General features: G+C 60.7%; 17 protein-coding genes. 10 read left to right on the top strand and 7 right to left on the bottom strand.

What is annotated here, in order from left to right; genetic code table 11:
- Positions 1–27 precede the first annotated feature (27 nt).
- Entirely contained in the window at positions 28–1,110 is a 1,083-nt protein-coding gene (locus tag TX24_RS12530) for an LLM class flavin-dependent oxidoreductase (RefSeq protein ID WP_057710446.1), read from the top strand.
- A gap of 54 nt (positions 1,111–1,164) precedes the next feature.
- Here TX24_RS12530 and TX24_RS12525 read toward each other — a convergent pair whose 3' ends face one another.
- Positions 1,165–1,959 carry a class II aldolase/adducin family protein gene (locus TX24_RS12525; protein ID WP_003191724.1) on the bottom strand — a complete coding sequence of 265 codons (795 nt, stop codon included), beginning with the start codon at positions 1,957–1,959 and terminating at the stop codon, positions 1,165–1,167.
- A gap of 178 nt (positions 1,960–2,137) precedes the next feature.
- Positions 2,138–2,347 (bottom strand): hypothetical protein, encoded by a 210-nt coding sequence (locus tag TX24_RS12520; RefSeq protein WP_003191725.1) that lies wholly within the window; start codon positions 2,345–2,347, stop codon positions 2,138–2,140.
- Between the two features lie 196 nt (positions 2,348–2,543).
- Between TX24_RS12520 and TX24_RS12515 the strand changes: the two genes are divergently transcribed.
- The gene (locus TX24_RS12515; protein ID WP_003191727.1) at positions 2,544–3,047 is read left to right on the top strand and encodes a DUF4142 domain-containing protein; all 504 of its coding nucleotides are present in this window, start codon (positions 2,544–2,546) and stop codon (positions 3,045–3,047) included.
- A gap of 30 nt (positions 3,048–3,077) precedes the next feature.
- Positions 3,078–3,638, top strand: a complete 561-nt coding sequence (locus TX24_RS12510; RefSeq protein WP_003191729.1) for a type 1 glutamine amidotransferase domain-containing protein — start codon at positions 3,078–3,080, stop codon at positions 3,636–3,638.
- Positions 3,639–3,698: 60 nt separating this feature from the next.
- Here TX24_RS12510 and TX24_RS12505 read toward each other — a convergent pair whose 3' ends face one another.
- On the bottom strand, positions 3,699–3,905 hold the full coding sequence (locus TX24_RS12505; RefSeq protein WP_003191730.1) for a PLDc N-terminal domain-containing protein: 207 nt from the start codon (positions 3,903–3,905) through the stop codon (positions 3,699–3,701).
- A gap of 301 nt (positions 3,906–4,206) precedes the next feature.
- On the opposite strand from TX24_RS12505, the gene TX24_RS12500 reads away from it, so the two are divergent.
- The 4 genes from TX24_RS12500 to TX24_RS12485 all read left to right on the top strand — a co-directional run bounded on the left by TX24_RS12500 (position 4,207) and on the right by TX24_RS12485 (position 16,644).
- Positions 4,207–4,683 (top strand): hemerythrin domain-containing protein, encoded by a 477-nt coding sequence (locus tag TX24_RS12500; protein WP_003191732.1) that lies wholly within the window; start codon positions 4,207–4,209, stop codon positions 4,681–4,683.
- A gap of 183 nt (positions 4,684–4,866) precedes the next feature.
- Entirely contained in the window at positions 4,867–7,503 is a 2,637-nt protein-coding gene (locus tag TX24_RS12495) for a Tc toxin subunit A (protein ID WP_057710445.1), read from the top strand.
- 34 nt (positions 7,504–7,537) lie between these two features.
- The gene (locus tag TX24_RS12490; protein WP_057710444.1) at positions 7,538–12,217 is read left to right on the top strand and encodes a Tc toxin subunit A-related protein; all 4,680 of its coding nucleotides are present in this window, start codon (positions 7,538–7,540) and stop codon (positions 12,215–12,217) included.
- Positions 12,214–16,644: a SpvB/TcaC N-terminal domain-containing protein gene (locus TX24_RS12485; RefSeq protein WP_057710443.1), complete on the top strand. Its 4,431-nt coding sequence runs from the start codon at positions 12,214–12,216 to the stop codon at positions 16,642–16,644. The genes TX24_RS12490 and TX24_RS12485 overlap by 4 nt, the downstream gene beginning before the upstream one ends.
- A gap of 54 nt (positions 16,645–16,698) precedes the next feature.
- On the opposite strand, the gene TX24_RS12480 is transcribed toward TX24_RS12485, so the two are convergent.
- The 3 genes from TX24_RS12480 to TX24_RS12470 all read right to left on the bottom strand — a co-directional run bounded on the left by TX24_RS12480 (position 16,699) and on the right by TX24_RS12470 (position 20,724).
- The gene (locus TX24_RS12480; protein ID WP_057710442.1) at positions 16,699–19,602 is read right to left on the bottom strand and encodes an RHS repeat-associated core domain-containing protein; all 2,904 of its coding nucleotides are present in this window, start codon (positions 19,600–19,602) and stop codon (positions 16,699–16,701) included.
- 130 nt (positions 19,603–19,732) lie between these two features.
- Positions 19,733–20,278: a putative natural product biosynthesis protein gene (locus tag TX24_RS12475; protein WP_003191739.1), complete on the bottom strand. Its 546-nt coding sequence runs from the start codon at positions 20,276–20,278 to the stop codon at positions 19,733–19,735.
- A gap of 62 nt (positions 20,279–20,340) precedes the next feature.
- The gene (locus TX24_RS12470; protein ID WP_003191740.1) at positions 20,341–20,724 is read right to left on the bottom strand and encodes a DUF2946 domain-containing protein; all 384 of its coding nucleotides are present in this window, start codon (positions 20,722–20,724) and stop codon (positions 20,341–20,343) included.
- 181 nt (positions 20,725–20,905) lie between these two features.
- Between TX24_RS12470 and TX24_RS12465 the strand changes: the two genes are divergently transcribed.
- The 3 genes from TX24_RS12465 (at position 20,906) to TX24_RS12455 (ending at position 22,983) form a co-directional block, all read left to right on the top strand.
- A complete protein-coding gene (locus TX24_RS12465; RefSeq protein ID WP_003191741.1) occupies positions 20,906–21,514 on the top strand; it encodes an SCO family protein in 609 nt (202 codons plus the stop codon).
- The gene (locus tag TX24_RS12460; RefSeq protein WP_057710441.1) at positions 21,514–21,981 is read left to right on the top strand and encodes a copper chaperone PCu(A)C; all 468 of its coding nucleotides are present in this window, start codon (positions 21,514–21,516) and stop codon (positions 21,979–21,981) included. The genes TX24_RS12465 and TX24_RS12460 overlap by 1 nt, the downstream gene beginning before the upstream one ends.
- A 513-nt stretch (positions 21,982–22,494) precedes the next feature.
- Positions 22,495–22,983, top strand: a complete 489-nt coding sequence (locus TX24_RS12455) for a hypothetical protein (protein ID WP_003191744.1) — start codon at positions 22,495–22,497, stop codon at positions 22,981–22,983.
- Here the strand turns inward: TX24_RS12455 and TX24_RS12450 are convergent.
- Complete coding sequence (locus TX24_RS12450) at positions 22,967–23,449, bottom strand: GNAT family N-acetyltransferase (RefSeq protein WP_003191745.1); 483 nt, start codon at positions 23,447–23,449, stop codon at positions 22,967–22,969. The genes TX24_RS12455 and TX24_RS12450 overlap by 17 nt on opposite strands.
- Positions 23,450–23,553 lie beyond the last annotated feature (104 nt).

The following is a 23,553-nucleotide window of genomic DNA, read 5'->3' as shown; positions in this document are numbered from 1 at the left end:
TTTACCCACCTCGACAAGGACCTGACCATGAGCATTGAATTCATTGGCTATATCGGCGGCCACCACGCCTCGGAAATCCACCCGCGCAGCGGCCCTACCCTGCAACCGGATTACGTCGAAACCGTGGCGCGCGCCCACGAAGCGGCGGGGTTCGACCGCGCACTGGTGGCATTCCATTCCAACAGCCCGGACAGCACGCTGATCGCGGCCTATGCCGCCAGCGTCACTACCCAGTTGCAGTTTCTGATCGCCCATCGCCCAGGTTTTGCCCAACCCACCTTGGCTGCACGCCAGTTCGCCACCCTGGATGTGTTCAACGGTGGTCGTACCGCCGTGCACATCATCACCGGTGGCGACGACCGCGAACTGCGCGCCGACGGTAGCCATATCGGCAAGGACGAACGCTACGCGCGCACCGATGAGTACTTGAGCATCGTGCGTCAGGAATGGACCCGTGAGCAGCCGTTCGACTTCACCGGCACTTATTATCAGGTGGAAGGCGCCCACTCCACGGTGAAGTCGCCACAACAGCCACATATCCCGCTGTATTTCGGCGGTTCTTCAGCGGCGGCGATTGCGGTGGCCGGCAAGCACGCGGATGTCTATGCGCTATGGGGCGAAACCTATGAGCAGGTGCGCGAGGTGGTGACCCAGGTGCGCGCCGAAGCGGCCAGGCATGGGCGTACGATTCGCTTCAGTTTGTCGTTGCGACCGATCCTCGCCGCGACCGAAGAATTGGCGTGGCAGCGTGCCGAGCAAATCTTGCAGCAAGCCACGGCATTGGCCGAAAAGGCGGGGTTTGTACGCCGCGAACCGCCAAATGAAGGCTCGCGACGCTTGCTGGCGGCGGCGGCGCAAGGTTCACGGTTGGATAAACGCTTGTGGACCGCGATTGCCGGGTTGCTCGGAGCGCAAGGCAACTCCACAGCATTGGTGGGCACGCCGGAACAAGTCGCGGAGGCGCTGTTGGACTATTACGACCTGGGGATTACCACGTTCCTGATTCGTGGGTTTGACCCGCTCAATGATGCGATTGACTACGGCAAGATATTGATTCCCCTCACTCGTCAGCTGGTCGCCGAACGGGAACGGGCTCAACAAGTGGCTTGATAGTACAGAACGACGATGGTTCCCACGCGAGCGTGGGAACCATCCATAAGCGACTCAGTTCTTGTAGTCGGTATCGGTACGCTCAAGCTGGCGCACCAGCGCATTCCAATGCCGCGCCACGCCCGGTCCTTCGCCATTGCTGAATACCTTGGCTTGCTGTTCAACCTTTGTCACCACCTCTGCCGGTGGGAAGATCAACTCGGCATTCCCCGCCGCCTGTGCCGCGATCTGGATGTTGCACGCTCGCTCCAGGCTTTGCAGTTGCTGGAAGGCGTGCTCGACGCTGACGCCGCCCGTCAACAAGCCGTGGTTACGCAGGATCATCACACTCTTGTCGCCCAGATCCGCCACCAGCCGTTCACGCTCATCCAGGTCCAGGGCCACGCCCTCGTAGCCGTGGTAAGCCACACGACCCGAGAACGCGATAGAGTGCTGTGAGATCGGCAACAACCCCTGCTTCTGGGCCGACACCGCTATACCGTCGCGGGTGTGGGTGTGTAGCACCGCTTGCAAGTCATGGCGCGCGCCGTGGATGGCGCTATGGATCACATAGCCGGCGTAGTTGATGCCCAGGCCGGTGGGGTCATCGACGATAGTGCCGTCCAGATCCACTTTGACCAGGTTGGAGGCGCTGATTTCGTCGAACAACAGCCCAAAAGCATTGATCAGGAAATGCGCCTCGGGCCCTGGCACCCGGGCCGAGAAATGCGTGTAGATATGATCAGTCCACTTGTACAACGCCGCCAGTCGGTAGGCTGCGGCCAGCTTGACCCGCACCTCCCACTCTTGCGGTGTGACCCGCTGGCGCACATTGCTCAAGACACTGGAAATCGGCGTGACGCTGCTCATGGCAAATCTTCCTGGATGGCCTAAAGGGACTCCAAGCAAGACTAGGGGATGGTCATAAATAATAAAAATCACATTTTAATCTAAGCTAATTATTATATTTATTTATAAAAAAGCAGCAGTGGCAGCTTTCAGGCCGCCACGGGAGCAAGCGCCCTCGCCACCGATCAACTCAGCAGGTTCAACGCCCGTTGTTGAGCTTCTCATTGATTGCATCCGTTTGCCGTTCAATGTCCTTGATCGAGGTCGGCGTCACGACTTTGTCGATGGTTTCGGTCTTGGGATTGGCTGGTTCAAGCGTCTGCCCTTTGGTGGCCTCGGCATTACCTTTTTGCGCGTCTTCAGAGCTGATGGGGTCGGGGGTTTTATCGGTAGTCTTATGAACGGTCATAGTGCAATCCTCCTGGCAATGGCGGGCCGCTGAGATGACGGCCCTGTGCAGCAGAACCCTGCGAATCCGGATTGGTTCAAGTCAATTGCCTCGCCTCACCACTGGGCAAAAAAGCGCAAAAAAATTTAAACCTTTTACCCACCTCTCGATTCAACAGTCAGGTAACGGCATCCCGCCATTTCCAAGGAGAGACCCCATGAAAACTCGACTGATGAAACCGATGGGCCTTACCTTCATGCTGATTGCTGGCTCGATGTCCACCGCAATGGCGGCGACCTCCAACGACTTTGTCGACAACGCCGCACAGGGCGGTATCACCGAGGTGGAAGCGGGCAAGCTGGCCCTGGAAAAAAGCAGCTCGGCGGACGTAAAAACCTTCGCCGAGCATATGGTCACCGACCACACCAAAGCCAATCAGGAACTGATGGCCCTGGCGAAAAAACTCGATATCGAAGTACCCGATGACGCTGCGCTCACCGACAAGGCGAAAAAAGCCATCCTGGAAATGCGCGATGAATCCTTCGACAAGGCCTACGCCAACAACCAGGTGGCGGCCCATGAAAAAACCGTCGAACTGTTCAAGAAAGAAGCGGCCTCCTCGGACAATCCCGAGCTGAAAGCCTTTGCCACCAAGACCCTGCCCACCCTTGAAGCCCACCTGAAAATGGCCAAGGAACTGCAAACCAAATACGCCCATTAATCGATCCATGACCCCAGGAGACACTCGACCATGAGCTCGCAACTCAACGGCAAGCACATCCTCGTCATCACCTCCAACACCGGTATCGAGCGCGACGAACTGCTCAAGCCGCTGGAGACGCTGCGTGGCTACGGCGCGACCGTGACGCACGCCTCCAGCAAAGGGGGCACTACCCAGACATTTGTCGGCGACACGGAAAAAGACCAGACCGTGGAATCCGACGTGCAACTGTCGGATGTTGTCAGCGCCGACTTCGATGCGCTGGTCATCCCGGGCGGCACGGTCAATGCCGATACGCTGCGCCAGGATGCCGCCGCGTTGCGCTTGATCAATGAGTTCGTGCAGGCCGGCAAGACCATCGCGGCAATCTGTCACGGGCCATGGACCCTGATCGACGCTGGCGTGGTCAAGGGCAAAACCCTGACTGCCTATAAAAGCGTGCGCATCGACCTTGAAAACGCCGGCGCTGCCGGCGTGGTGGATGCCGAGGTTAAAGAGTGCCAGGCCAATGGCTGGACCTTGATCACCTCGCGCACGCCGGACGATCTACCGGCGTTCAATGAGGCGATTGCCAAGGCCGTCGGCGGCTGATCGGTTGACCGCAATGAAAACAGGCGCCCGATGGGCGCCTGTTTTTTATCACTCACCGCTTCAGCTTTTACGCTGCTGTGCCATCTCACGCTTGGGCCCGAACATTGCCCACGCAATCAACCCCAGCAGCGGCACGAACACCAGCACCACCACCCACAACCCCTTGGTCTCCCATCCGCCAGTGCTGCGCAAAACGATATTGATCGCCCAGAGTTCCAAGAGCAGCAGAACCACCGCCAATACGATCCAGATATATTCAATTTGCATGATTCACCTCCTGAAGTCTAAGCGTTAGGTCAAGCAGATGCCCCAAGGGTTCCATTAGAATTTTCCTGGCCACACTTTATGGCCGCCCGTTGCGCTGGAGCGTCAGCAACCAGTTGTGCGTTGTGCAATCTCAACCCGGCCCGACCATGCAAGCTGCACGACCTCCAAGCACACAGAAAAAATACAACCGACTGACTTATAAGATAATTTTTAACAATAAAAAGTTGGTACGCCTGATGCAACCTTCCTCACCACGAGGCGTGCACTTCGACACGCCTGCATCCCCCCCGTGAGGTTACCTATGAACGCCATCGACCTGCTCAAAGCCGACCATGAACGCGTCAAGACCCTGCTGACCCAGTTAAGCGAATCCACTGAACGCGGGGTAAAAAAGCGTACCGAGTTGTTGGCCAAACTCGAAATGGAGATCACCCTGCATACCCAACTCGAAGAAGAGATCCTCTACCCCGCGTTCAGAAAAGCCGGGGGCAAGGAACAGGACATCATGTACCACGAAGCCAAGGAAGAGCACCGCACCGTCGACTCGCTGGTACTGCCGGACTTGAAAAAAACCGACCCCTCGTCCACCGAGTTTTCCGGTCGCGTCAAAGTGGTCAAGGAGTTGCTTGAGCACCATATCGAAGAAGAAGAAACCGAGATGTTCCCTCAGGCCAAGAAACTGCTGGGTAAAGCGCTGCTCGAAGAGCTGGGGGCCGAGATGGAAGCGATGAAGGCCGCGCACAAAAAAGCCATGGCGAAAAAACCGCTGGCCGCGTAACGGCTACCTCCTCGCCGCAAGGTTCGCGCGACAGTGACCCACAGGCACTGTCGCGCTATCGATCTACACCGATGATTTCTCCTCGCTCACTCAGCGATCCGGCCGACCGAGCCGGCCTGGCGCCCCATGCTAGCGTGCCATGGCCCTCGGCAGTGGCCGCGGGCTTTCAGGAGATTCATCACAATGGACGCGCGTTCCCCCACCTATACCCACCTGTTCAAAGAGGACTGGCACCTGCTGTGTTCGGCCTCTTCCATGGCGGCAATCGACTCCCCGATCGCCTACCTGAAGGCGTTATACCTGTTTGCCCAAGCGCTGGAAAAAAGCGGTAAAGGCAAACAGCCCAAGGTCACCCTCGACCAGCGTCGCCCCGAACTCAAGACACTGCCCCTGGACGAACGTAGCCTCAGCGCTGTGATTCCTCAACTCTCGATGATCAACGAAACCCTGTCGCGCCAGATCGACGCTCACCTCAAACAAACCCGCCGTGAATACCGCGGCCGTTCCCTTGATGAGGTGCTTGGCAAGCAACGGTTCCCCTTCGTGCTGCCGTTCGAACGTGCGCATCGCCAGTGCTGGCTCGGTTTGTCCGGCGGCAAGCCACAGCTGGGCGAACTCAGTTACCGCATCAGCCTCAAGCTGCCCACCAGCCAGCGTGCGCAAAACACTTACGGCGTGGTCAGGCACGAGGCCTATGAAGCGCAACGTTTGCTGTCCGGGCTGAGCCCTGCCCAGCAGGTGTTATTGACGGAGCCTTTGTTAATAAGAACGGGAGACGTACAGGCAGAAGATTTTTTTACCCAGCACTATGGTACCCAGGAGCAGCCCCTTGAGGAGTTGTCCCACTGGTTGCAGAAAACCGGACTCACCGCCGATCAGACCGAAGCGCTACTGGCCTGCGGCAAGTATGTGCCGGTGCTGTCGAGCAATGTTCTGGCAAGCGCCCTGCCAACGCCGCCGGCCAAGCTGCGCCTGCACAACGGTGCCGCGTACGTGAACGGGCCGATCACCGAGGCCGGCGCGACCCAGTCGTCCCTGTCGATCACTACACAGGACAAGGGTGGTGCGCGCCTGCTCAATACCTCATGGGAACGTTACCAGCGCCTGCACCGAATGATCCGCCTGCAACGCTGGACGCAATTGCCCTTCGACGCACTCGACGCCCTGTCGACGAGCGTGGTGCGGCGTGAACACGAGGGCGACCCGGCGCGGCCCGCCAACGACAATACCCTGCGCGCACTGGGCGTCTATCGCTATCTGGAACGCCGCTACAGCCTGTCATTGCAAGCCTTTGCCGCCGTGCTGGATGAGATACCGGTGTGGGCACCCGGTACTCGCCTGTCGCTGTACGACCAGCTGTTCAACCCCGGCCCGTTGCCTGGCCAGGCATTGACGCTGGACAGGCCGACCCTGGCCTTGAGGGAGGAAATCCCCACAACGCTCCGCCACCAGCTCTGCACCGGCCTGCACCTGAGCGACACCCCGGCCTCGTTGCACTGGCTGATCAAGCAGGCCCGCCTGCATCTGCCCGCTGCTTGCCCGAGGCTTACATTTTATAGCGCGCTGTATCGCCAAGCCCGGATCGCGCAGTTGTTCGGGCTGTCAGTGCTCGACAGCTACCATGTGGCGGCGCTGCTGGGCGGTAAGGATTACACCGGCCAACTGGTCAACCCGAGCCTGCGTCGCTCGGGCGTGAATGCACCCGCCGACCTGCTCGATGTGCTGATGCAAATGGACTGGCTGGTCACCTGGCTCAATGACACTGGGCAAACGGTTGATCAGCTTCGCCGTCAATTGCTCCTGGACGCCCAATCCCCGCCGCCCCCAGTGCAGGCGTACATCACGCAACTCGATGACATGGTCGAGCTGACCCGACATGGCCTGCTGGCGCAAGAAGACCTCGCTGACCTGTCATTGCCCCAGCCCGAGGCCGATACCAAGGCCGCGCCCATTGCCTGGCATGCCCTCATCGTACAAGGGCTGCTGCACAGCCAACCGCTGCTCAAGCCTGCGCCGCCCAAAGAGCTGCCCAATGGGCTGGTGCAGCTTATCGAAGCCCACCCCCTGAGCCTGGACCCAGAACACAACGCGGTTCTGCACAACGACGCCAAACAAGCAGTGGCCAAGAAGCTGGGCGCGTTCTACCGACAAATGCAGCCGTTGAAAGAGAAAATCGACACGCTGCTCAGTGACCCGGTGCACCTTGCCGGCGACCCGGCAGCGCACCTGCAATGGCGCAAACTCGTGGTCCGCCAGATTGCCCGCACTGCCACTGCCGAATCCACTACGGAGCTGCACAAAAATGTGCTGCTGAGCCTGCCGGATGCCGAAGCGTCATTGGGGCTGGCGGTGAGCCGTGAGGCCCTGCAGGCGTTTGTGCTCCATCCGCACTGGCTGAGCCCGGACCACACACCGGCCTCGTTGCTCAAGCTGACGCTGAACACGCTGTACCTGCTGCAACGCTTTGCCCATTGCCTCAACACCTACGGGCTGGCACAGGACAGCGTGCTCGCCTACTTGCAGTGCGCCAATTCATCCTCCGATGAAGGCTCCACCTTGACTGACGATGGAGCATGCACCGCGCAACTGGCCGCGTTGCTGCAGTGGGATGTCGATGAAATCAACCTGCTCGTTGAATACCTGCCTGCCAAGCAGGTGAAGACCCTGGCCGACCTGGACTGGCTCCTGCGTTGCCATGAAGCCGTCAGGCTCACCGGCCTCTCTGCCAGGGCCTTGCTCAAGGCGACCGACTTGCATGCCACCTTGATGAACGAAGACTGGCAACACGTCGGCTCCGCATTGTTCGCCGCAGCGCCATAACCCCGTTGTATTTCGACCGGTTCAAGGAATGACCATGTCTGACACCCTCACGCAACACCTCAACGAACACCTGCGCGATGCGATGCTGGGGTTCTACCTCAACAGCGTATTGCCTGAAGACACGGCTGTAGCCGACACCGTCAAGACCGTCGACGATGTCTATGCCTACTGGCTGCTCGACCCTCAAGTCAGCCATACGGTACCCACCACCCGTATCGCCAGTGCAATTGCCAGCGTGCAGCAGTACATCAACGGCATTTACCTGGGCCTGGAGCCTGGCTACGACGGACAGGGCATGAGCGTTGACGAACAGACCGAGTGGCAGGACCAGTTGCAGTCCTATTCGCTGTGGCGTGCGCACCAGCAACTCCAGCACTACCCGGCAAGCTTTCTGAGCCCCACCTTGCGTCATGATAAAAGCGACAACTTCAGGCAACTGGAAAACCAGCTCAATCAATTTCGTATCGAGCCTGCACCGCTGCACACCGCCGTCCACGGTTACTTAAGCGGCTTCGAAACGCTCGCCAACATCAAGACCCTCAATGGCTATATAGACGGTGATAAAGACAGCTTCGCCAGCAGTACTTATTACTTCACCGGCAAGTCCAGCTCGGAAAACACCTATTACTGGCGCACGCTGAAGATGGCCTCGGGCGACGCGGCCACCCCGGCAGCCTGGTCCGGTTGGCAAATGCTGCCGCTGTCGATTGACGACAACGTCCCCGAGCAGACGATTCGTCCGGTGGTGTTCAATGGGCGCCTCTTCGTGGTGTGGGCTCAATGCATCAACCCCACATCGTCGTCGAGAGATATCACCCCGATTGGACGAGGCGATGTCGAATCGGAGAAGGAATACCAGCAACGGCTGGAAACCCGGATAAAGACCACCTATCTACAGTTGCGCTTGTACTTTTCCTATAAAAAACTGGATGACAGTTGGAGCGTGCCGCAGGCCTGCATTCAGGAGTACAGCCTGGCACAGGGCCTGGACGAATTGAGCTCGGAAGACCTGATGAGCGCCACGGCGTCCATCGCCGTACTCGATTCAAAAAGCCAACCGCCGTCACTGTTCCTGGGCCTGAGCGCACAGCCGAACCATCAAACGGCCTCCTCGCACAACGGCCTGCATCGGCATTTCTTTCAAGCGGTGCGGCTGGATCAACACTTCAACGTTCATTGGCTTGAAACCCTGGGCAGCACGCGGCGGATGTTCTCCTGGCATAAAGAGTCGGAACTGGCCGGGCGCTACCTGGCCCTGTTCGGGCACCACAACAGGTCAAGATTTCAATTCAGGGCGCCCGAAACGGTCCAGGTCAAAGTCGATACCCTGGACAACCAAACGCCCCATCACACCACCAATGGCTGGAATTACGAAGACCATCAGCAGCATATCCGCAGTCTTTCGGCTGAGAGCGATATCCGATTCGACCGCACGACGTCAGTGCTGGAGGTCACCACCCGCCTGGAAAAACGCTTCGAGCCGCACCGCACTGTCAGGTTCAGCAAGGCAGATGCACTGGTCAATTTGACCATCACACTCAGCACCAGCGGGCCTGCGCAAAACGCGACGCTGGCTTTAGGCCCCACCGCTGAAATATTTCTGGAGGGCGCCAAGCTGGCAACCTTCTCCAACGTGCGTATCGACTTGACCCTCAAGTGCAATGAGACCGGGGTCAGCTATGCCCAATTCATAAAAAATGCAGCGAATCAGCCGGCGACCTTTACCCTGCCGCAGATTGGAAAAGATGAAGAAAACCCGAAAAGCACGACATTCAATCTGCGCGACAAACGCATCAGCGAGGAAGCCTTCGACTATTTTTTCAACACCCCGGACGCGACCTACACCGCTACCCTGTCGTTCTACAACCACCAGGCGGAGTCCAGCAGCTACGCCTACGATCTGTTGCTAGACAAGGTCCAGGTTCAACAGAAACAACGCCTGTACAAACCCGTATTGATGTATCCGAAGCAGGGACAAAGCGCCTTACCAGAAAGCCCCCACCGCAATAACACGGTACTCGTCGGCCTGGCAGACGCCTCCCGGCGCACCCTGCGCGACACCTTCACCGAACTGTCCGAGACGCACACACTTGAAGCGCAGATAGAACTCTCCCCCAAGACCTTGCACCCCTACCACGAGGATCTCACTAGCACGACGGTTTCCTCATTGACGCTGATTCACGGCGTATTGCTGCTGGAGAGCGATGTGCACTACCCCGACCCCATCATCCTGGGCTACGCGTTGAAAACCGCGACCTTCACCCTGCCGCCCAATAACAGCACCCCGATCATTCCACTGGCTCCGTTTATCCGGCGACTCGCTACCCCGCCCTATGGCACGGCAGAGTTCATCGACTTCAACGGGTCCACCATCGAGTCTCTTGATAAGCCTGAAAACAAACGAGCGCCCATACGCACCAACACCTGCGTGGCGGGGCTCCTGGCAAAAACCGCTGGCGCAGGTTTGCAGCAGCTGTTCGCCTTGGCGCCGGATGCCTGGCGCGAGCCGCCATTGCCGGACGAAAAAGACACCAGCTCACTGGACTTCCAGGGCCCCTATGGCGTGTATTACTGGGAGTTGTTTCTCTACCTGCCCTGGCTGTTGGCGCAACGCCTGAACCAGGAACAGCAATACGCCGAGGCCGAAACGTGGATACGCTACGTGTTCGATCCCGTCCACCCATCTGACGTTTGGCGCCTGCCCGCGCTGCTTGCCAGCACGCCACAAGGGCACCGCGCCTCTTCCTTGTCCCATCCATTGGCGAAAAGCAGTGCAGTACATTTTCGCCAGGCGCTGTATCTGTTGTACGTCGACATTCTGCTCAATCGCGGGGATGCGGCCTACCGGCAACTGACCCGTGACAGCCTGGCCGAAGCCAAATTGTGGTACATCCGCGCCAAGGGTTTGCTCGGGCCAAGACCGCCACTCAACCCGGTAGATCCTTGGGCAACCACGACCCTGGACAAACTGCAAAACCCTTCCACCCTCGACAGCAAGGCAGCGCCTGCGAACACCTCGCGGCTGTGTCGGTCCCTAAGCCCTGACTTGCTGCTGCGTTGGGACAAAATCGAATCTCGCCTGCACAACCTGCGCCATCATCTGGACCTGACCGGCAAGCCCTTGAGCCTGCCGCTGTACACCGCCACGCTGTCGCCGCAAACGCTGCTCGCTGCCTACCAGCAAGGATCTGCCGGCGTCAGCCTGCGTCCGTCGCTGCGCACCGCCCAGGCCGCGCACTATCGCTTCCAGGTACTGCTGGGGCACGCGTTGCAGGCAGTCGACAACCTTATCCAATTGGGGACGACCTTGTTGTCATTGTTCGAACGCAAGGAGCAGGCCCAGTACCTGGAAACCCAGCAACAGCAAGCCTGGGACTTGGCCAGGCTGGCCGTCGAGCAACAGGCCCAGGCCGTGCAGTTCGATGCGAGGAACAAAGAGGCGCTGTTGGCAGGGCGCAGCATTGTCCAAGCGCGGGTAGCCTTCTTTGAACAGCAACTCAAACGTGGCATCAGCCCGGCCGAAGCGCAGGCCACCCAGGAGTACCAGGACAGTGCGCGCTGGGACACCGCCGCCGCCGTGGCACAAGCCGGCGCGGGCCTGGCCATGCTGATACCGAACATTTTCGGCACCTCCAACGGCGGCGTGCGCTACGAGGGCGCTTTTCACGCGCTGCACGCGGCGTCCCAAGGCATTGCCAATGAAAAACGCGCCAACGCAGCCCACCTGGACCGCGCCGACCTGTTCGCCCGGCGCGCCACCGAGTGGGCCCATACGCTGGAGCAGGCACGCCTTGAACTGGCCCAGGTCGACGCCCAACTGCAGGCTTACACCGAGCAGGAAGCCCATACCCGCTTGCAACTGGGCCTGGCCCAGGCCAGCTTCACCCAAGCACGAACCCTGTACGACCAGCTCGGCAAACGCTTCACCAACGCCCAGTTGTATCAATGGCTCAACGGCCAGTTGTCGACCTTCTACTACCAGGCCTATGACTCGACGCTGTCACTGTGCCTGGCGGCCGAAGCCTGCTGGCAGGAAGAGCGCGCGCAGTGGGACAAGCACTTCATTCAAACCCAGCCCTGGACCCATCAATACCGAGGTTTGAGTGCCGGCGAAGCGCTCAAGCACAACCTGCTGAGCATGAGCAGCGCCTACCTCACCCACAACGAGCGTTTGCTGGAGATCACTAAAACCGTGTCGTTGCGCCATCTGCACAGCAAAGACCCTGTGGCGACGCGCGACAAGCCCTGGGCCACGCTTAAAGCTGACCTGGTGAAAACTGGCACCATGACCTTTGAACTGACCCTCAAGCTGTTCGACGACGATTACCCCGGCCACTATCTGCGGCGCATCAAGCACCTCAGCGTGTCCCTGCCTGCCACGCTGGGGCCTTATGAAGATATCAAGGCCATCCTCACCCAGACCACCAACACCACGCACCTCACCCCTGCGGCCAAACACACCGAAGCTGCGGTAAAAAAAGACCTGCGCGCCAAGCAGCAAATCGCCCTGTCCAGCGGGCTCAACGACAGCGGATTGTTCACCTTGAACTTCGACAGTGACGAGCGTTACCTGCCGTTCGAATACACCGGGGCCATCTCCACCTGGCAACTGACCTTTCCCAACCACACCCGGCAAAACGCCCTGCTCGAATCCCTCACCGATATCATCGTGCACCTGCGCTACACCGCTAAAAACACCGGAGGTCAACGATGAGCGTGCAGCCGCCCGACCTCCTGGAACCGAAGATTCCTGCGCTGCCCAAGGGCGGTGGCGCCATCCAGGGCCCCAGCGCGCAATGGGGCGCGGTGGGCACACGGGGCGAAGCGTGCCTGGAGGTGCCCTTGCCGGTTTCGCCGGGCCGTGGCTTCACGCCTGCATTGAGCCTGGGTTATCGCAGTTCCCAGGGCAATGGGCCCTTCGGACTCGGCTGGGGGGTGTCGGCAGGCGCCATCAGCCGTGATACCCGCAAAGGCGTACCGGCCTACGATGATGACGACCGTTTCACCAGCCCCCAAGGCATCGACATGATCCCTGAGCGTGATGCCGACGGCGCAATTCGGGCCACAACCTGGGACCACTATAACGGCCTGGCCCTGGATGAACCCCACCGGGTGGTGCGCTATTTTCCGGTGATAGAAGCGCACTTCGACCGTATCGAGCATTGGTCCACCCCCAGCGACAAGGCCGGATTCTGGCTGGTTCAGGGTGCGGACGGCTGCGTGCACCTGTTCGGCAAGACGCAGATCGCGCGCTGTGCGGACCCGAACAACAGCCCACGTGTAGCCCAATGGCTGTTGCAGGAAAGCTTCAACCCGCTGGGTGAGCAGATCTATTACCACTACAAACGCGACGACCAGCCGCCAAGCGCCGCCAGGGACTATCGCGCCCAGCGTTATCTGGCGCGGGTGTGCTATGGCAACCTCAAGCCCCTTGAGCACCTGGCGCTGTGGCGCGCGGACGCCCTCGCTGACAAGCAATGGCACTTCGAACTGCTGCTGGATTATGGCGAACGCCACACTGGCCTGAGCCAAGTGCCGACCTATGCCGAACAACACGCCTGGCCGGTCCGCAACGACCCGATCAGCAGTTATGCCTATGGCTTTGAGCTCGGCACCCGGCGGCTGTGCCAACAAGTGCTGATGTTTCATTACTTCCCCGACGAGCCGAGCCTGGGCTCCGAGCCGGTGCTGACGCGGCGCATGTTGCTGGAGTACACCGATCGCCACGCCATCGGCAGTTGCCTGTTCGCCGTGCACAACCAGGCCTATGACGCCCAAGGCACCGCCAGTGCCTGGCCGCCCTTGGAACTGGCCTACAGCGTCTTCGGGCCGACACTGGAAACCGCGCACTACCAAACGTTCGACGCCATGGCGGGCATCAACGACGGGCAGCATTACCAGCTGGTCGACCTGTACCGCGACGGCTTGCCGGGCATCCTGCACCGCACCGATAAAAGCTGGTACTACCGCGAGCCGCTGAGGGCCCCCGGCCCAGCTGACAGCAATGCGCTGGCGTATGGGCCCTGGCAGGCGTTGCCACGCATTCCCCTCGCTGATAGCACCCAGGCCACGCGCCAGGCGCTGGCGGATCTTAACGGCGATGGGCATCTGGAATGGGTGGTGGCGCAACCGGGGCTGAGCGGTTTTTTCAGCCTCGACTCGCAGCGGCAATGGTCGGGGTTTGTGCCTTTTGCGGCGATGCCCCAGGAGTTTTTCCACCCCCACGGGCAACTGGCCGACCTGATGGGCAGCGGCAGGCTGGACCTGGCCCTGATCGGCAGCCGCAGCGTGCGCCTGTATGCGCAGCGCCAGGACGGAGGCTTTGATCCTGGCCAGGACGTGCGCCATGGGCCCGACGATGACGGGCTACCAACCCTCAGCCATACGCCGACAGAGCTGATCGCTTTTTGCGACCCGCTCGGCAGCGGTCAACAACACCTGGTACGCATTCGCCATAACGAACTCAAGTGCTGGCCCAACCTCGGGCGTGGTCGCTTCGGCAAGGGGTTTGTATTCGCCCCACTGGCGTTCGACCCTGCCACCTTCGATGCCGCCAACATTCGCCTCGCCGACCTGGATGGATCAGGCGCCGTGGACCTGATTTACCTGGCACCCGACCACTTACAGGTCTACATGAACCGCGCCGGCAACGGGTTGACATCGGCACCGATGACGCTGCGCTGGCCCGAGGGGATGCGCCATGACGCTACGTGCCAGGTCAGCTTCGCCGACCTTCAAGGCCTGGGCTGTTCCAGTCTGATCCTGAGTGTGCCGCACATCCGACCGCAGCATTGGCGCTATGACTTTGTCAGCGTCAAACCGTATCTGTTAACAGCCACCCTGAACAACATGGGAGCGGCCACCCAATTACGCTACCGCAGCAGCGCCCAGGAATGGCTCGATGAGAAACACCACTGGCAGACACTGGGAATGGCCCAGGACAGTAGCCTTGCGTTCCCCCTGCCAGTGGTCAAACGGCAACGGCAAAAGGACCTGGTCAGTGGCAACCACTCGACCCAATACTTTTGTTACCGCGAAGCCAGCTATGACCGTGACGAGCGCCAGTTCATCGGCTTCGGCCTGGTGCTGCAAACCGCTCAGCCACCTAATACCCACGCACCGTCAGGCGTGTTGACCAAGCGCTGGTTCAACACGCTGGCCCCACCGCGCGAAGCGTTTTACGCGGCTGACCCGCAGGCCCCCACGCTCGGCCCGTCCCAGCTGAGCCAACTGGAAGCCGGCCACACACGCGACACGCTGATCGCCACACCCGGTGCCTCGACCTTGCGCGCCATGCAGCGTGCGCTGGCGGGTAGCCTACTGCGCGAAGAGGTGTATGCCGCCGCCGATGTGCCGCAGCAGGCAGTGCCATACTCAGTGCAGCAACAGCGCTATCTGGTGCGCCAAGTGAAGCCTTCGCCCAAGGCCGGCGAGCCGGCCGTTCTGCTGCCGTTGCTGGTGGAATCGATGACCTGTCGTTACGAGCGCCAAAAGGATGACCCTTGCTGCCAGCACACCCTGAATCTGCGCTGGGACCGCTACGCGAGTAATTTGCAGCAAGTGGTGGTCGATTATGCCCGCCGCAAGACTGCCGGCGACTCTGCGCCAGCGGCGCTGGCCCACGAGCAGCAGTGGTGGCGCGACGCACACGACCCGGCGCAGCAGGCTTATTACCTGAGCGAAACCTGCGCCGAGTTCATCCACTTGGATGCCGCGCAGCGCTGGCGCTTGCGGCTGCCCTACCAGCAACGCAATAACGCGCTGGTGCTGAGCAAAGAGGCGTTATCGGGTAGCACCATCAGCTATGAGCACTTTGTCGCCGAGGGCTCGTCCAACCCGCTGGGGCCGGATGCCCAACGCCAACTGGGCGGGCTGTGGAGGCAGCATTATTGCCTGGCCGAACACACTGCCCCCTTACCGCCCGGAACCGCGAACTTTCAGGCCCTGCTCGCTTACGTCGAAACAGCCGAACTCGATCAACAGGCCCTGGATGTGTATCAGGACAGCGCTATCACTGCCACGCTGACCGAACAGCACTATCGGCCCCTGACCGCGTTCCTGTCGCCCGCCGCCGGGCGTGACGAGGCCATCACCCTGTGGTCGCTCGGCCAGGGTTACACCCGGTATGGCCAAGCCGACACCTTCTACCGGCCTCGTCGTCATCAGGCGAGTCTGAGCCACGGGTTCACGCACACTGAATACGATGCCTATGGGCTGCACGTTATCAAGGTGCAATCGGCCGACGGCTGCTCGACCCAGGCACAGTACGACTATCGTCTGGGCTTGCCGGTGCTGGTGACCGATGCGCAGCGTACCCAGCGGTATGCACACTACGATGCCCACGGGCATTTGCTGGCGACCGGCCTCAAGGGCGAAGAGCAGAGCAAACCTGTCGGCCATGACACTCGCCAGTCCTTCACCCGCGCGCTCGACTACGGGCCGGCGCAGGCGCTGGCCGATCCGCAGACAGCCTTGCTCAACGCCCAGAGTGCGTGCGTCTACGATGTGTTCAGTTGGATGGGACAAATCCCGTCCGCCAGTCTCCAGGCAGCCTGGGTCAGCAGCGCTTACCTGCTGCCCAGCGGGCATATTCGCGCCTCGGCCTGGGTGCGGCTCAACAGCCTGACCGACCCGCAGGCCCATCATCAAACCCTCAAACGCCTGATTCGGGCGACCAGGCAAGTGCCCGTGCATGCCGTGGTGCTGCATGCCGACCGCTGGCAAGGAACCTCGCAGGAACGGCAGATCCATGTCGCCCTGGCCTTCAACGACGGTTTTGGCCGAGTGCGGCAAACCCAGGAAAAAGCTGCGCCGGGACCAGCCTTTCAGGTCGAAAACAGCGGTCTATTGCGCGCAGGCGCCGAGCAAACAGACTCAGCGAACCGTTGGCGGATCAGTGGCCGGGTGGAGTACGACAACCAGGGTGGCCTGGCGCGGACCTGGCGACCTTACTTCGCCGACCGTGCCGGCTATATCGACGATGCGGCCTTCAATACCGCGCGCCCCAGCGAGCAACACTTTTATGACGCCTTGGGACGCCCGGTGCGCGTGCTCACTGCCAATGGCGACACACGGCGTCAGACTTACTGGGCCTGGTACAGCATCGCTGAGGACGAGAACGACACTCGCGCGCCAACCTGACAACAGAGCCGGGCCGTTACACAGCCCGAGCTCCTGCGACTGACGTTGCGCGCATTAACGGCGGTGAGGGTTCATCACCCTGACCGCCCGATAATTGAGCCCACTGGTGTGCTGGATCATCACTCGATAGGCGCCACGACCGCGCTGCCCGCGATAGCCCGGCAAGTCAAAACTACGGACATTCTGCCCGCCCGCCATGGCATGCCCGGTATGAAAGTCCAGGGTGCGGGCTTCCAGGCGGTTGATCACGTTCCTGAGAATCCCACCGCCAGGGCCGCGTAATTCATTGAGAACAGACTCAACGTCAATCACCAGCCGCTCAGGCTCCAGCCCGGAGGAAGGTCCTGGGCTTACCGGTTGCGCGGCGGGCTCCTCAGAAGCGGAGCCTCGGCGGCCCACGCTCGTGACCCTGGTTTGCGGTTGTACTTCGGTGTGGGTCAGCCCAGCCGCTGGAAGCGGGCTGGCGCCCACCTTGCGTGCCGGGGCGCGAAGCTCCATGCCTAAAAAACCCAATCTGGCCAAGGTAAAATGGGGATTGTTTTCCGTGTGGGAGGCTATGTCGGCCCTGTCCTTGTGCTTGGTTGGGCCAATGTAGCCATATAGCCCGCCACGTGCGCCTGGGGTCAACCCATAAGCGAGACTTTCAGTGTCAGGAGTAGACAGCCGGTGTTGCAGATAAAAGTCCGCCAGCTCAGCGACTTCCTCTTCACTGGCGCCATGTACGCCCCCCAGAGTCTGTGCATACTCCTGGGAGGCTTGCTGATAAAACGCTTTGCGTCGAGCACGCAGGCTGACTTGCTCTCTGTACTGACGATAGCCAAGCGCCGTCACGCCCAGAATGCCCAGCGCAAAACCCAGGACAGCCAACTGAACGCGCTGGCGTGCGTCCATCTGCGCCGCATACCCTGCCAACACCAGCGTAACGATAAGAGTGGCAATATCGATGATGGGATGCCGCTGCAAGCCGTCGTCGTCTACATAACCCATGGGGTTGTTCCCCACCATCGCATACAGGTTCAACTCATCCACATCCCCTGCCGGGTCTGCGCTGATCCACCGTAACAACCACGGTGCGTAGTACCTGAAACCGTAGTAATACAACCCACTGGCGTCGCGCTCCTTGCCCGAATAACGCCGGGTTTTGTAGCCCGCTTCCAATGCATTTTTTGCTGCCCACCAGGCTGTTGCGCCGAACGGGTAATAACTCTCCTGACTCAAAAGAGCGGCTTTCTCGTCCAACTCCAGGGTACTGCTGCCCAAATGGTCGTCGAGGCTGAAGCGCAGTTGCTCATCCGGCATTGCCTCGGGACGCTGCCGTTCCCACTGTAACCCTCTGACCGAATGGCGCCCACCCTGAGCGAGCAACACATTCAACCACTCGCCATCCGGCCCGTGGCGATGCAGCTCCAGCCCTGGCAGATAAAGCACTTCATGGGTGTGAGTCTGCGTCTTGCCATGTGCCACGCGACGCTTGATGACTCGCTGGCCGGCGCCGTCGTACAGATACACTTCATCGTCATGTTCGCCATTGTCACGCAGCACCTGCGCGACGCGGACCAACTGGTTGCGCCCATTCCAGGTCAACGCCTGCCCAGGCGTCAAAGCCATAAGATTGCCGCCCTGGTCAAAGCCATCGCCCAGGCCCGGCGCCTTTGCGCCCTCGCGGGCCATCACGCTGTGATTACTGTGTTCGCCCACCTGCATCCGTTGGGTATAACCGCTGCCGATGCTGGGCACATGGCGCATCTGCGTCAGGTTAGCAGCCGAGTCGTAGGCATAATGGCGTGTGTAGTTGCCCCAGAGGTTGTCGTCTGTGGCGCCGAACGTGACTCGCCCCGGCAATGCGAATGTGCCGGTATTGCGCGCGTTTTCACGGCCGGTGGCTTTGATCAAGCGCGACAGGCTGTCGTACTCGAATGTGCTTACTGCCTCCACCTGCGCGTTGCTGGCCCAGCGGGTCGGCTGCGCCGCATCGCGGATGCGCAACACATTGCCGACCCGGTCGTAGCTGTAGAAGAGGTCTTGTAGTCGCTTGCCTGCCGAATCCTTGAGGTGGGCGCTCAAGCGTGTCAAACGTCCATCAGTGTCCGAATACTCGGCAACGCTGAGCACGCCATTACCCAAGCGTTCGCTCAACACCTGGCCCGAGGCGTTGACGCTGCGTTGATCCACCAGGGTCTTGCGCGCTCCGCTTTTGAACAGGATCTCGCTTTTCGTCAACTGGCCGTCGACACCGTATTGAGATTGCTGGCGATTGCCGCGCGCGTCGACCTGCTCCAGGCGTTGCCCCAGCGCATCGTGCTGCCAGGTGGTGATGAAGGTCTGGGCTTGCAACTGCGCATCCCGCTCACTCACGGGCAGCGGCCAATCGGGCGTGGTGTGCGACTTGCACAGGCGCCGGGTTTGCTCGGTGAGGTTGCCTTGCACGTCGTAGCGCTCAACGAGCAACGTGCCTGCCGAGTCATCGTGACGAATCAGGCGCCCACAGCGATTGCGCGCCGCCTCCGTGGAAGTCATGCCCGCGTAACTCATGCGCTCGACACAGCGTTCAGCTGCAGCCTCCTGCGCGCGCTCGAATACCGCGACGGGGCGCAGCAACGGGTCGTATTCGAACCGCTGGCGCGTGCCTCGACTGTCCCACTGTTGCACGACCTGGCCGCCACTGCCGAGCAAGCGCGTCCGACGGCCCGCATCCACGCTGTCGGTGCTCAGCACTTGCCCGCCCAAGCTATAACGATGAGACAGATTGGGCGGCACGTCGGGATCGGCAGCGTGCAACTCAAACAGCCTGGGGTCCCACTGTTGCTGCAACAGGCCGCGAGCGTCGAACACCTGCCGCGTGACCTGCGCGCTGGGTGATTGCTGCGCGGTATTGCGATGGTACGCCACGCTGCGCACGGTCAACCCTCGCGGGTCGACCACCGTCAGCGTGGGCGTGTTGTGATGCAAAGAAGACATAAGCTGATGACCTGAAAAACCAAAGAAGCCTAGAGCCTAGTCATCAGCTCGATGCCAGCCTGCGGGCCGCGCACGCTGCGCCGTGTGCGGCGCTTCCGAGGGTGTCGTGAGGCTTACCGGACGCGGTGCATCAGGGCACCGGCCGCCAGCCGCCGAACGCGCCTTGCGCATTCAAGGGGCACCAGGCGAAATCCCATGCGGGTACCGGCAATGCTTGCTGCTGTGCGGCTATCGAAACGCTGCCTTTGCAATCGAACAGCGTCGAATCCCCCCAGCTCAGGACGATGCCCGCCGCCGCGCTGTCGTCCGTCAGCACCCAACGCGCAGCCGCGGCGGCCATGAAGGCTTCGATCGGTTCCTCATCGATCTGCGTGCGATACGCCGAACTCAGTAACCAGCGGCATACGTTCAGATGGTAGGTCCAGTCCAGCGGCGGTTGGTTGCGATAGGCCCAGGTCATGAAGGCGCGAAACAGGTTCAAGCCCTCCGGTGGGTCGAGCCTGAGCAGCGCCGGGCAGATGTCGAACAAGGTATGCCAGTGAGGCAGCAGGCGTGCATCCAGGTGCACGAAACAGCGCGAATTGCTCGGGTAGTCAGGCAGCGCCGGCTGCGCACGCAGGCGCCGCGACGCCTTGCTGACCAGGCGGCTGGCGCCGGCAGGCAATTGAGGGTTCATAAAACGTACTCACCATCGTGACGAGAGAATGCCTCCTGGTGACAGGAAGCCCAAGGCACACGTCAGGATGCGGGAGAAGCGCGAGGGTTGGCCGAAGGCCAGGAATAACGCGGAGGCGCTTTGTTGCGCCGCTCATGGGCGACACGTGGGGTTTGCGTAAGACCGAGCAGCCAGGCCAGGCCGATGAGGAACACCAGGGCGACGGTAACCGCGTTACACACCGGGCAGGCAAAGTAGTTCGAGATGTTGCTGGAAGACGGGTTCGCCAACCCTTTGTCGGAAATGGGCGACTGGCCGCCGTCCACCGAACAGAACAGCCCGCCGATGCCGTTGAGCTGCTGGCCCATCATCTGGCCATGCCCCAAACCGCAGGCGAACAGGTTCATCAGCACGCAGAAGTACAGGGCCCAGGCGATCAGTGAGCGGTCAGAGTGGCGCAATTTCATGGCGGCGACTCTACCACCGAAGCCACAAAAGGACGAAATGGGCCGCACCCCTGTGGCAGAACGTCGCAGATTACGCGCACGGGCCAGGGTTGTTAGACTCTGCACCCTTCTCGTTACTCCTTTTCAAAGCCTGGTGGGGCAGCTCTACTGCCTTGCAGGCGTTTCACAGGATGCACAGTTGATGAGTACGTTATTCACCCGCCGCAAAGTGCTGACCGGCATGGGCCTGTTGGGCCTGGGCAGCCTGCTGGGCGGCTGTGACTACAGCCCCAAGCTGAACTTCAAGTACGGCAAGGACCTCAGTGACAAGATCATGGGTCGCACCTTCAAGCTCAAGAACACCGACGGCGAAACCGTCACCTTGAGCTCGTACCGCGGCCTCATGCCGGTGGTGTTCTTCGGCTTCACCCAGTGCCCGGCGGTCTGCCCGACCGCCCTGGCCCGCGCCGCCCAAGCCAAGAAACTGATGGGCCGCGATGGCAAGATCATGCAGGTGGTGTTTATCACCCTGGACCCCGAGCGCGACACTCCCGAGATTCTCAACAATTACGTCAAGGCCTTCGACCCCAGTTTCGAAGCGCTCTACGGCACCCCGGAAGAAATCGCCGTGGCCGCCAAGGAGTTCGGGATCTTTTATGAAAAGATCCCCGCCGGCGACACCTACACCCTCTCCCACACCGCCACCAGTTTCGTGTTCGACACCCGTGGCAACCTGCGCCTTGGCTTGCAGGCATCCCTTACCGCTCAAGAGTGCGCAGAAGACCTGCTCACCGTCATGGAGGTCTGCTAATGACTGCCGTTCAACACCTCAAGCGTCTCACCCTCGGCCTCACCCTGCTGGGCCTCGCCGCCCACGCCAGCGCCCAAGTACAAGTGACCGACGCCTGGGTTCGCGCCTCCGTACCGGGTCAGCCATCCAGCGGTGCCTTCATGACCCTCACCGCCGACAGCGACAGCAAACTGCTGAGCGTCGCTTCGCCAGTGGCCAAGGACGTGCAGATTCATGAGATGAGCATGAAGGACGACGTGATGCGCATGGGCCCGGTGGATGCGGTGGCCCTGCCAGCAGGAAAAGCCGTCAAGCTCGACCCGAACGGCTACCACGTGATGCTGATGGGCCTGACCGCCCAGATCAAGGAAGGCGACGAGGTGCCGCTGACCCTGACGGTGCAAGATACCAAGGGTGAAAAGCAGGCTGTCGAAGTGAAGGCAACGGCGCGTGGCTTGGATGGCATGGACCATAGCAAGATGCATTGAGTAGGCCGCTTTTTCTCCCACGTCACCACGATGCGAAGCGAGCCGCTCTTGCTCTTGATCTGCTTGTGATCTTGATCTTAGGCGCCCCGTTAAACCACGCTGGCCGAACGCAGGCTTGAATTCGTGGGTAACCCGGCAGGACGCCGGGTTAGCCGCCCCGCGCCATGGATGGCGCGTGGCGGCGGCCCACGGATTCAAGCCTGCGTTCGGGCACACCGAGCCTAGGCGAGGTGCCGAGTGGTGGGGCAAGAGCGTTTTGCTTACTTTGCCGCTCTTGCAAAGTGAGCCGCCGTCAGGGCGGAACCCTAGGTGGCCGTTACCGCAGGAATGGATATGTACACAATCCAACTGTGTTGACTGCCAGGCCGTCTTCGCAGGCAAGCCAGCTCCCACAGTTGGATCGTGGTGCGTCAGGTGGATATGGGGCGGCTGGCGGGCCGTTACGGGAGCAAGCTCCCTCGCCACGGGTTCAGCGCGCTATGCTGGCGCTCCAACCCACAGGGACGCGTGCACATGCCAATCAACCCAGCCTTCATCCTTCACCAGACCGAACACTGGCAACTCAACCACCACCTGACCTCGAAGCTGCCGGGTTACCTGATGCTGAGCGCCAGGGCGCCGATTGACGCCCTCCCCGACATGCCTGAAGCCGCACTGGCAGAACTGGGCGGCCTGCTCGCCAACATCCAGCGGGTGATGCAAACCCAACTCCAGCCGAAATGGTTGTATATCAGCCGCTACGGCCATATGCCCGGCTTCCCACTGCACTTTCATTGCATTCCCGTTTATGACTGGGTAGAGCAAGCCTTCTGGCGGGACGAGCGCTATCGCTCGCTGAACGCTTTCGGCACCCACCCCCTCGAGCCCGTGACCGATGGTGCTGAACTGACCCTGTTCGTATGGCGCGAATTTGGCGAGAGCCCCACCCCGCCGCAGATACAAGGGCCAGGAATAGAGCTTGTGATCGAGCAATTGCGCGCTGCATTCAAGCGCGATTCATAACCCGCAACTGCTTGACCATCGGTACACACGCCAGCACCAACCCGGACGGAGAGCGATACACTGCCTGCTCATCGCCCACATACCCGCACGCGCTATAAAAACTCACCGCGTTCAGTGTCGCATCCAGCACCACCTGCTCAATCGCCTGCTGCTGCGCCACGTGCTCCAAGTGAGCAAGCATCGCCTTGCCAAACCCTCGCCCGCTGAATACGGGCAATACAAACAAGGCGCCGAGTTCATGGTTGGCAAGATCCAGCATGCCAGTGGCAACAGGTTCGCCATTGAACCATCCCATGTAGAACTGTTTTTCCATCAGCGCGCCGTAACCATCACTGGCGCGACCTCGAGTCCAGAGCGCCATTTTTTCAGCGCTATAAGCGCCAATACATTGGCCTAGAATGGCCTCGCGACGAATCTCAAACGCACGCTCGGCGTCGTCCGGCGTGGCGCGCTTTATCTCCAGCATCGCAAGCTCCCTCCATGACCTCAAACTGCCATTAGCCCATTTGTGCTAATCGACCCTACCTCACGGCGGCGCTATATTCCGCGGCACTTCCAACGTTCTCACCC

The organism is Pseudomonas lactis, from assembly GCF_001439845.1.
Classification (GTDB): Bacteria; Pseudomonadota; Gammaproteobacteria; order Pseudomonadales; family Pseudomonadaceae; genus Aquipseudomonas; species Aquipseudomonas lactis.
The sequence above is the reverse complement of the archived record's forward strand: the minus strand, read 5'-3'. Positions and strand labels throughout refer to the sequence as shown.

Excerpts from the sequence above, each read along its gene's own strand:
- TX24_RS12530 (WP_057710446.1), top strand. The coding sequence starts at position 28 with ATGAGCATTGAATTCATTGGCTATATCGGCGGCCACCACGCCTCGGAA.
- TX24_RS12525 (WP_003191724.1), bottom strand. The coding sequence starts at position 1,959 with ATGAGCAGCGTCACGCCGATTTCCAGTGTCTTGAGCAATGTGCGCCAG.
- TX24_RS12520 (WP_003191725.1), bottom strand. The coding sequence starts at position 2,347 with ATGACCGTTCATAAGACTACCGATAAAACCCCCGACCCCATCAGCTCT.
- TX24_RS12515 (WP_003191727.1), top strand. The coding sequence starts at position 2,544 with ATGAAAACTCGACTGATGAAACCGATGGGCCTTACCTTCATGCTGATT.
- TX24_RS12510 (WP_003191729.1), top strand. The coding sequence starts at position 3,078 with ATGAGCTCGCAACTCAACGGCAAGCACATCCTCGTCATCACCTCCAAC.
- TX24_RS12505 (WP_003191730.1), bottom strand. The coding sequence starts at position 3,905 with ATGCAAATTGAATATATCTGGATCGTATTGGCGGTGGTTCTGCTGCTC.
- TX24_RS12500 (WP_003191732.1), top strand. The coding sequence starts at position 4,207 with ATGAACGCCATCGACCTGCTCAAAGCCGACCATGAACGCGTCAAGACC.
- TX24_RS12495 (WP_057710445.1), top strand. The coding sequence starts at position 4,867 with ATGGACGCGCGTTCCCCCACCTATACCCACCTGTTCAAAGAGGACTGG.
- TX24_RS12490 (WP_057710444.1), top strand. The coding sequence starts at position 7,538 with ATGTCTGACACCCTCACGCAACACCTCAACGAACACCTGCGCGATGCG.
- TX24_RS12485 (WP_057710443.1), top strand. The coding sequence starts at position 12,214 with ATGAGCGTGCAGCCGCCCGACCTCCTGGAACCGAAGATTCCTGCGCTG.
- TX24_RS12480 (WP_057710442.1), bottom strand. The coding sequence starts at position 19,602 with ATGTCTTCTTTGCATCACAACACGCCCACGCTGACGGTGGTCGACCCG.
- TX24_RS12475 (WP_003191739.1), bottom strand. The coding sequence starts at position 20,278 with ATGAACCCTCAATTGCCTGCCGGCGCCAGCCGCCTGGTCAGCAAGGCG.
- TX24_RS12470 (WP_003191740.1), bottom strand. The coding sequence starts at position 20,724 with ATGAAATTGCGCCACTCTGACCGCTCACTGATCGCCTGGGCCCTGTAC.
- TX24_RS12465 (WP_003191741.1), top strand. The coding sequence starts at position 20,906 with ATGAGTACGTTATTCACCCGCCGCAAAGTGCTGACCGGCATGGGCCTG.
- TX24_RS12460 (WP_057710441.1), top strand. The coding sequence starts at position 21,514 with ATGACTGCCGTTCAACACCTCAAGCGTCTCACCCTCGGCCTCACCCTG.
- TX24_RS12455 (WP_003191744.1), top strand. The coding sequence starts at position 22,495 with ATGCCAATCAACCCAGCCTTCATCCTTCACCAGACCGAACACTGGCAA.
- TX24_RS12450 (WP_003191745.1), bottom strand. The coding sequence starts at position 23,449 with ATGCTGGAGATAAAGCGCGCCACGCCGGACGACGCCGAGCGTGCGTTT.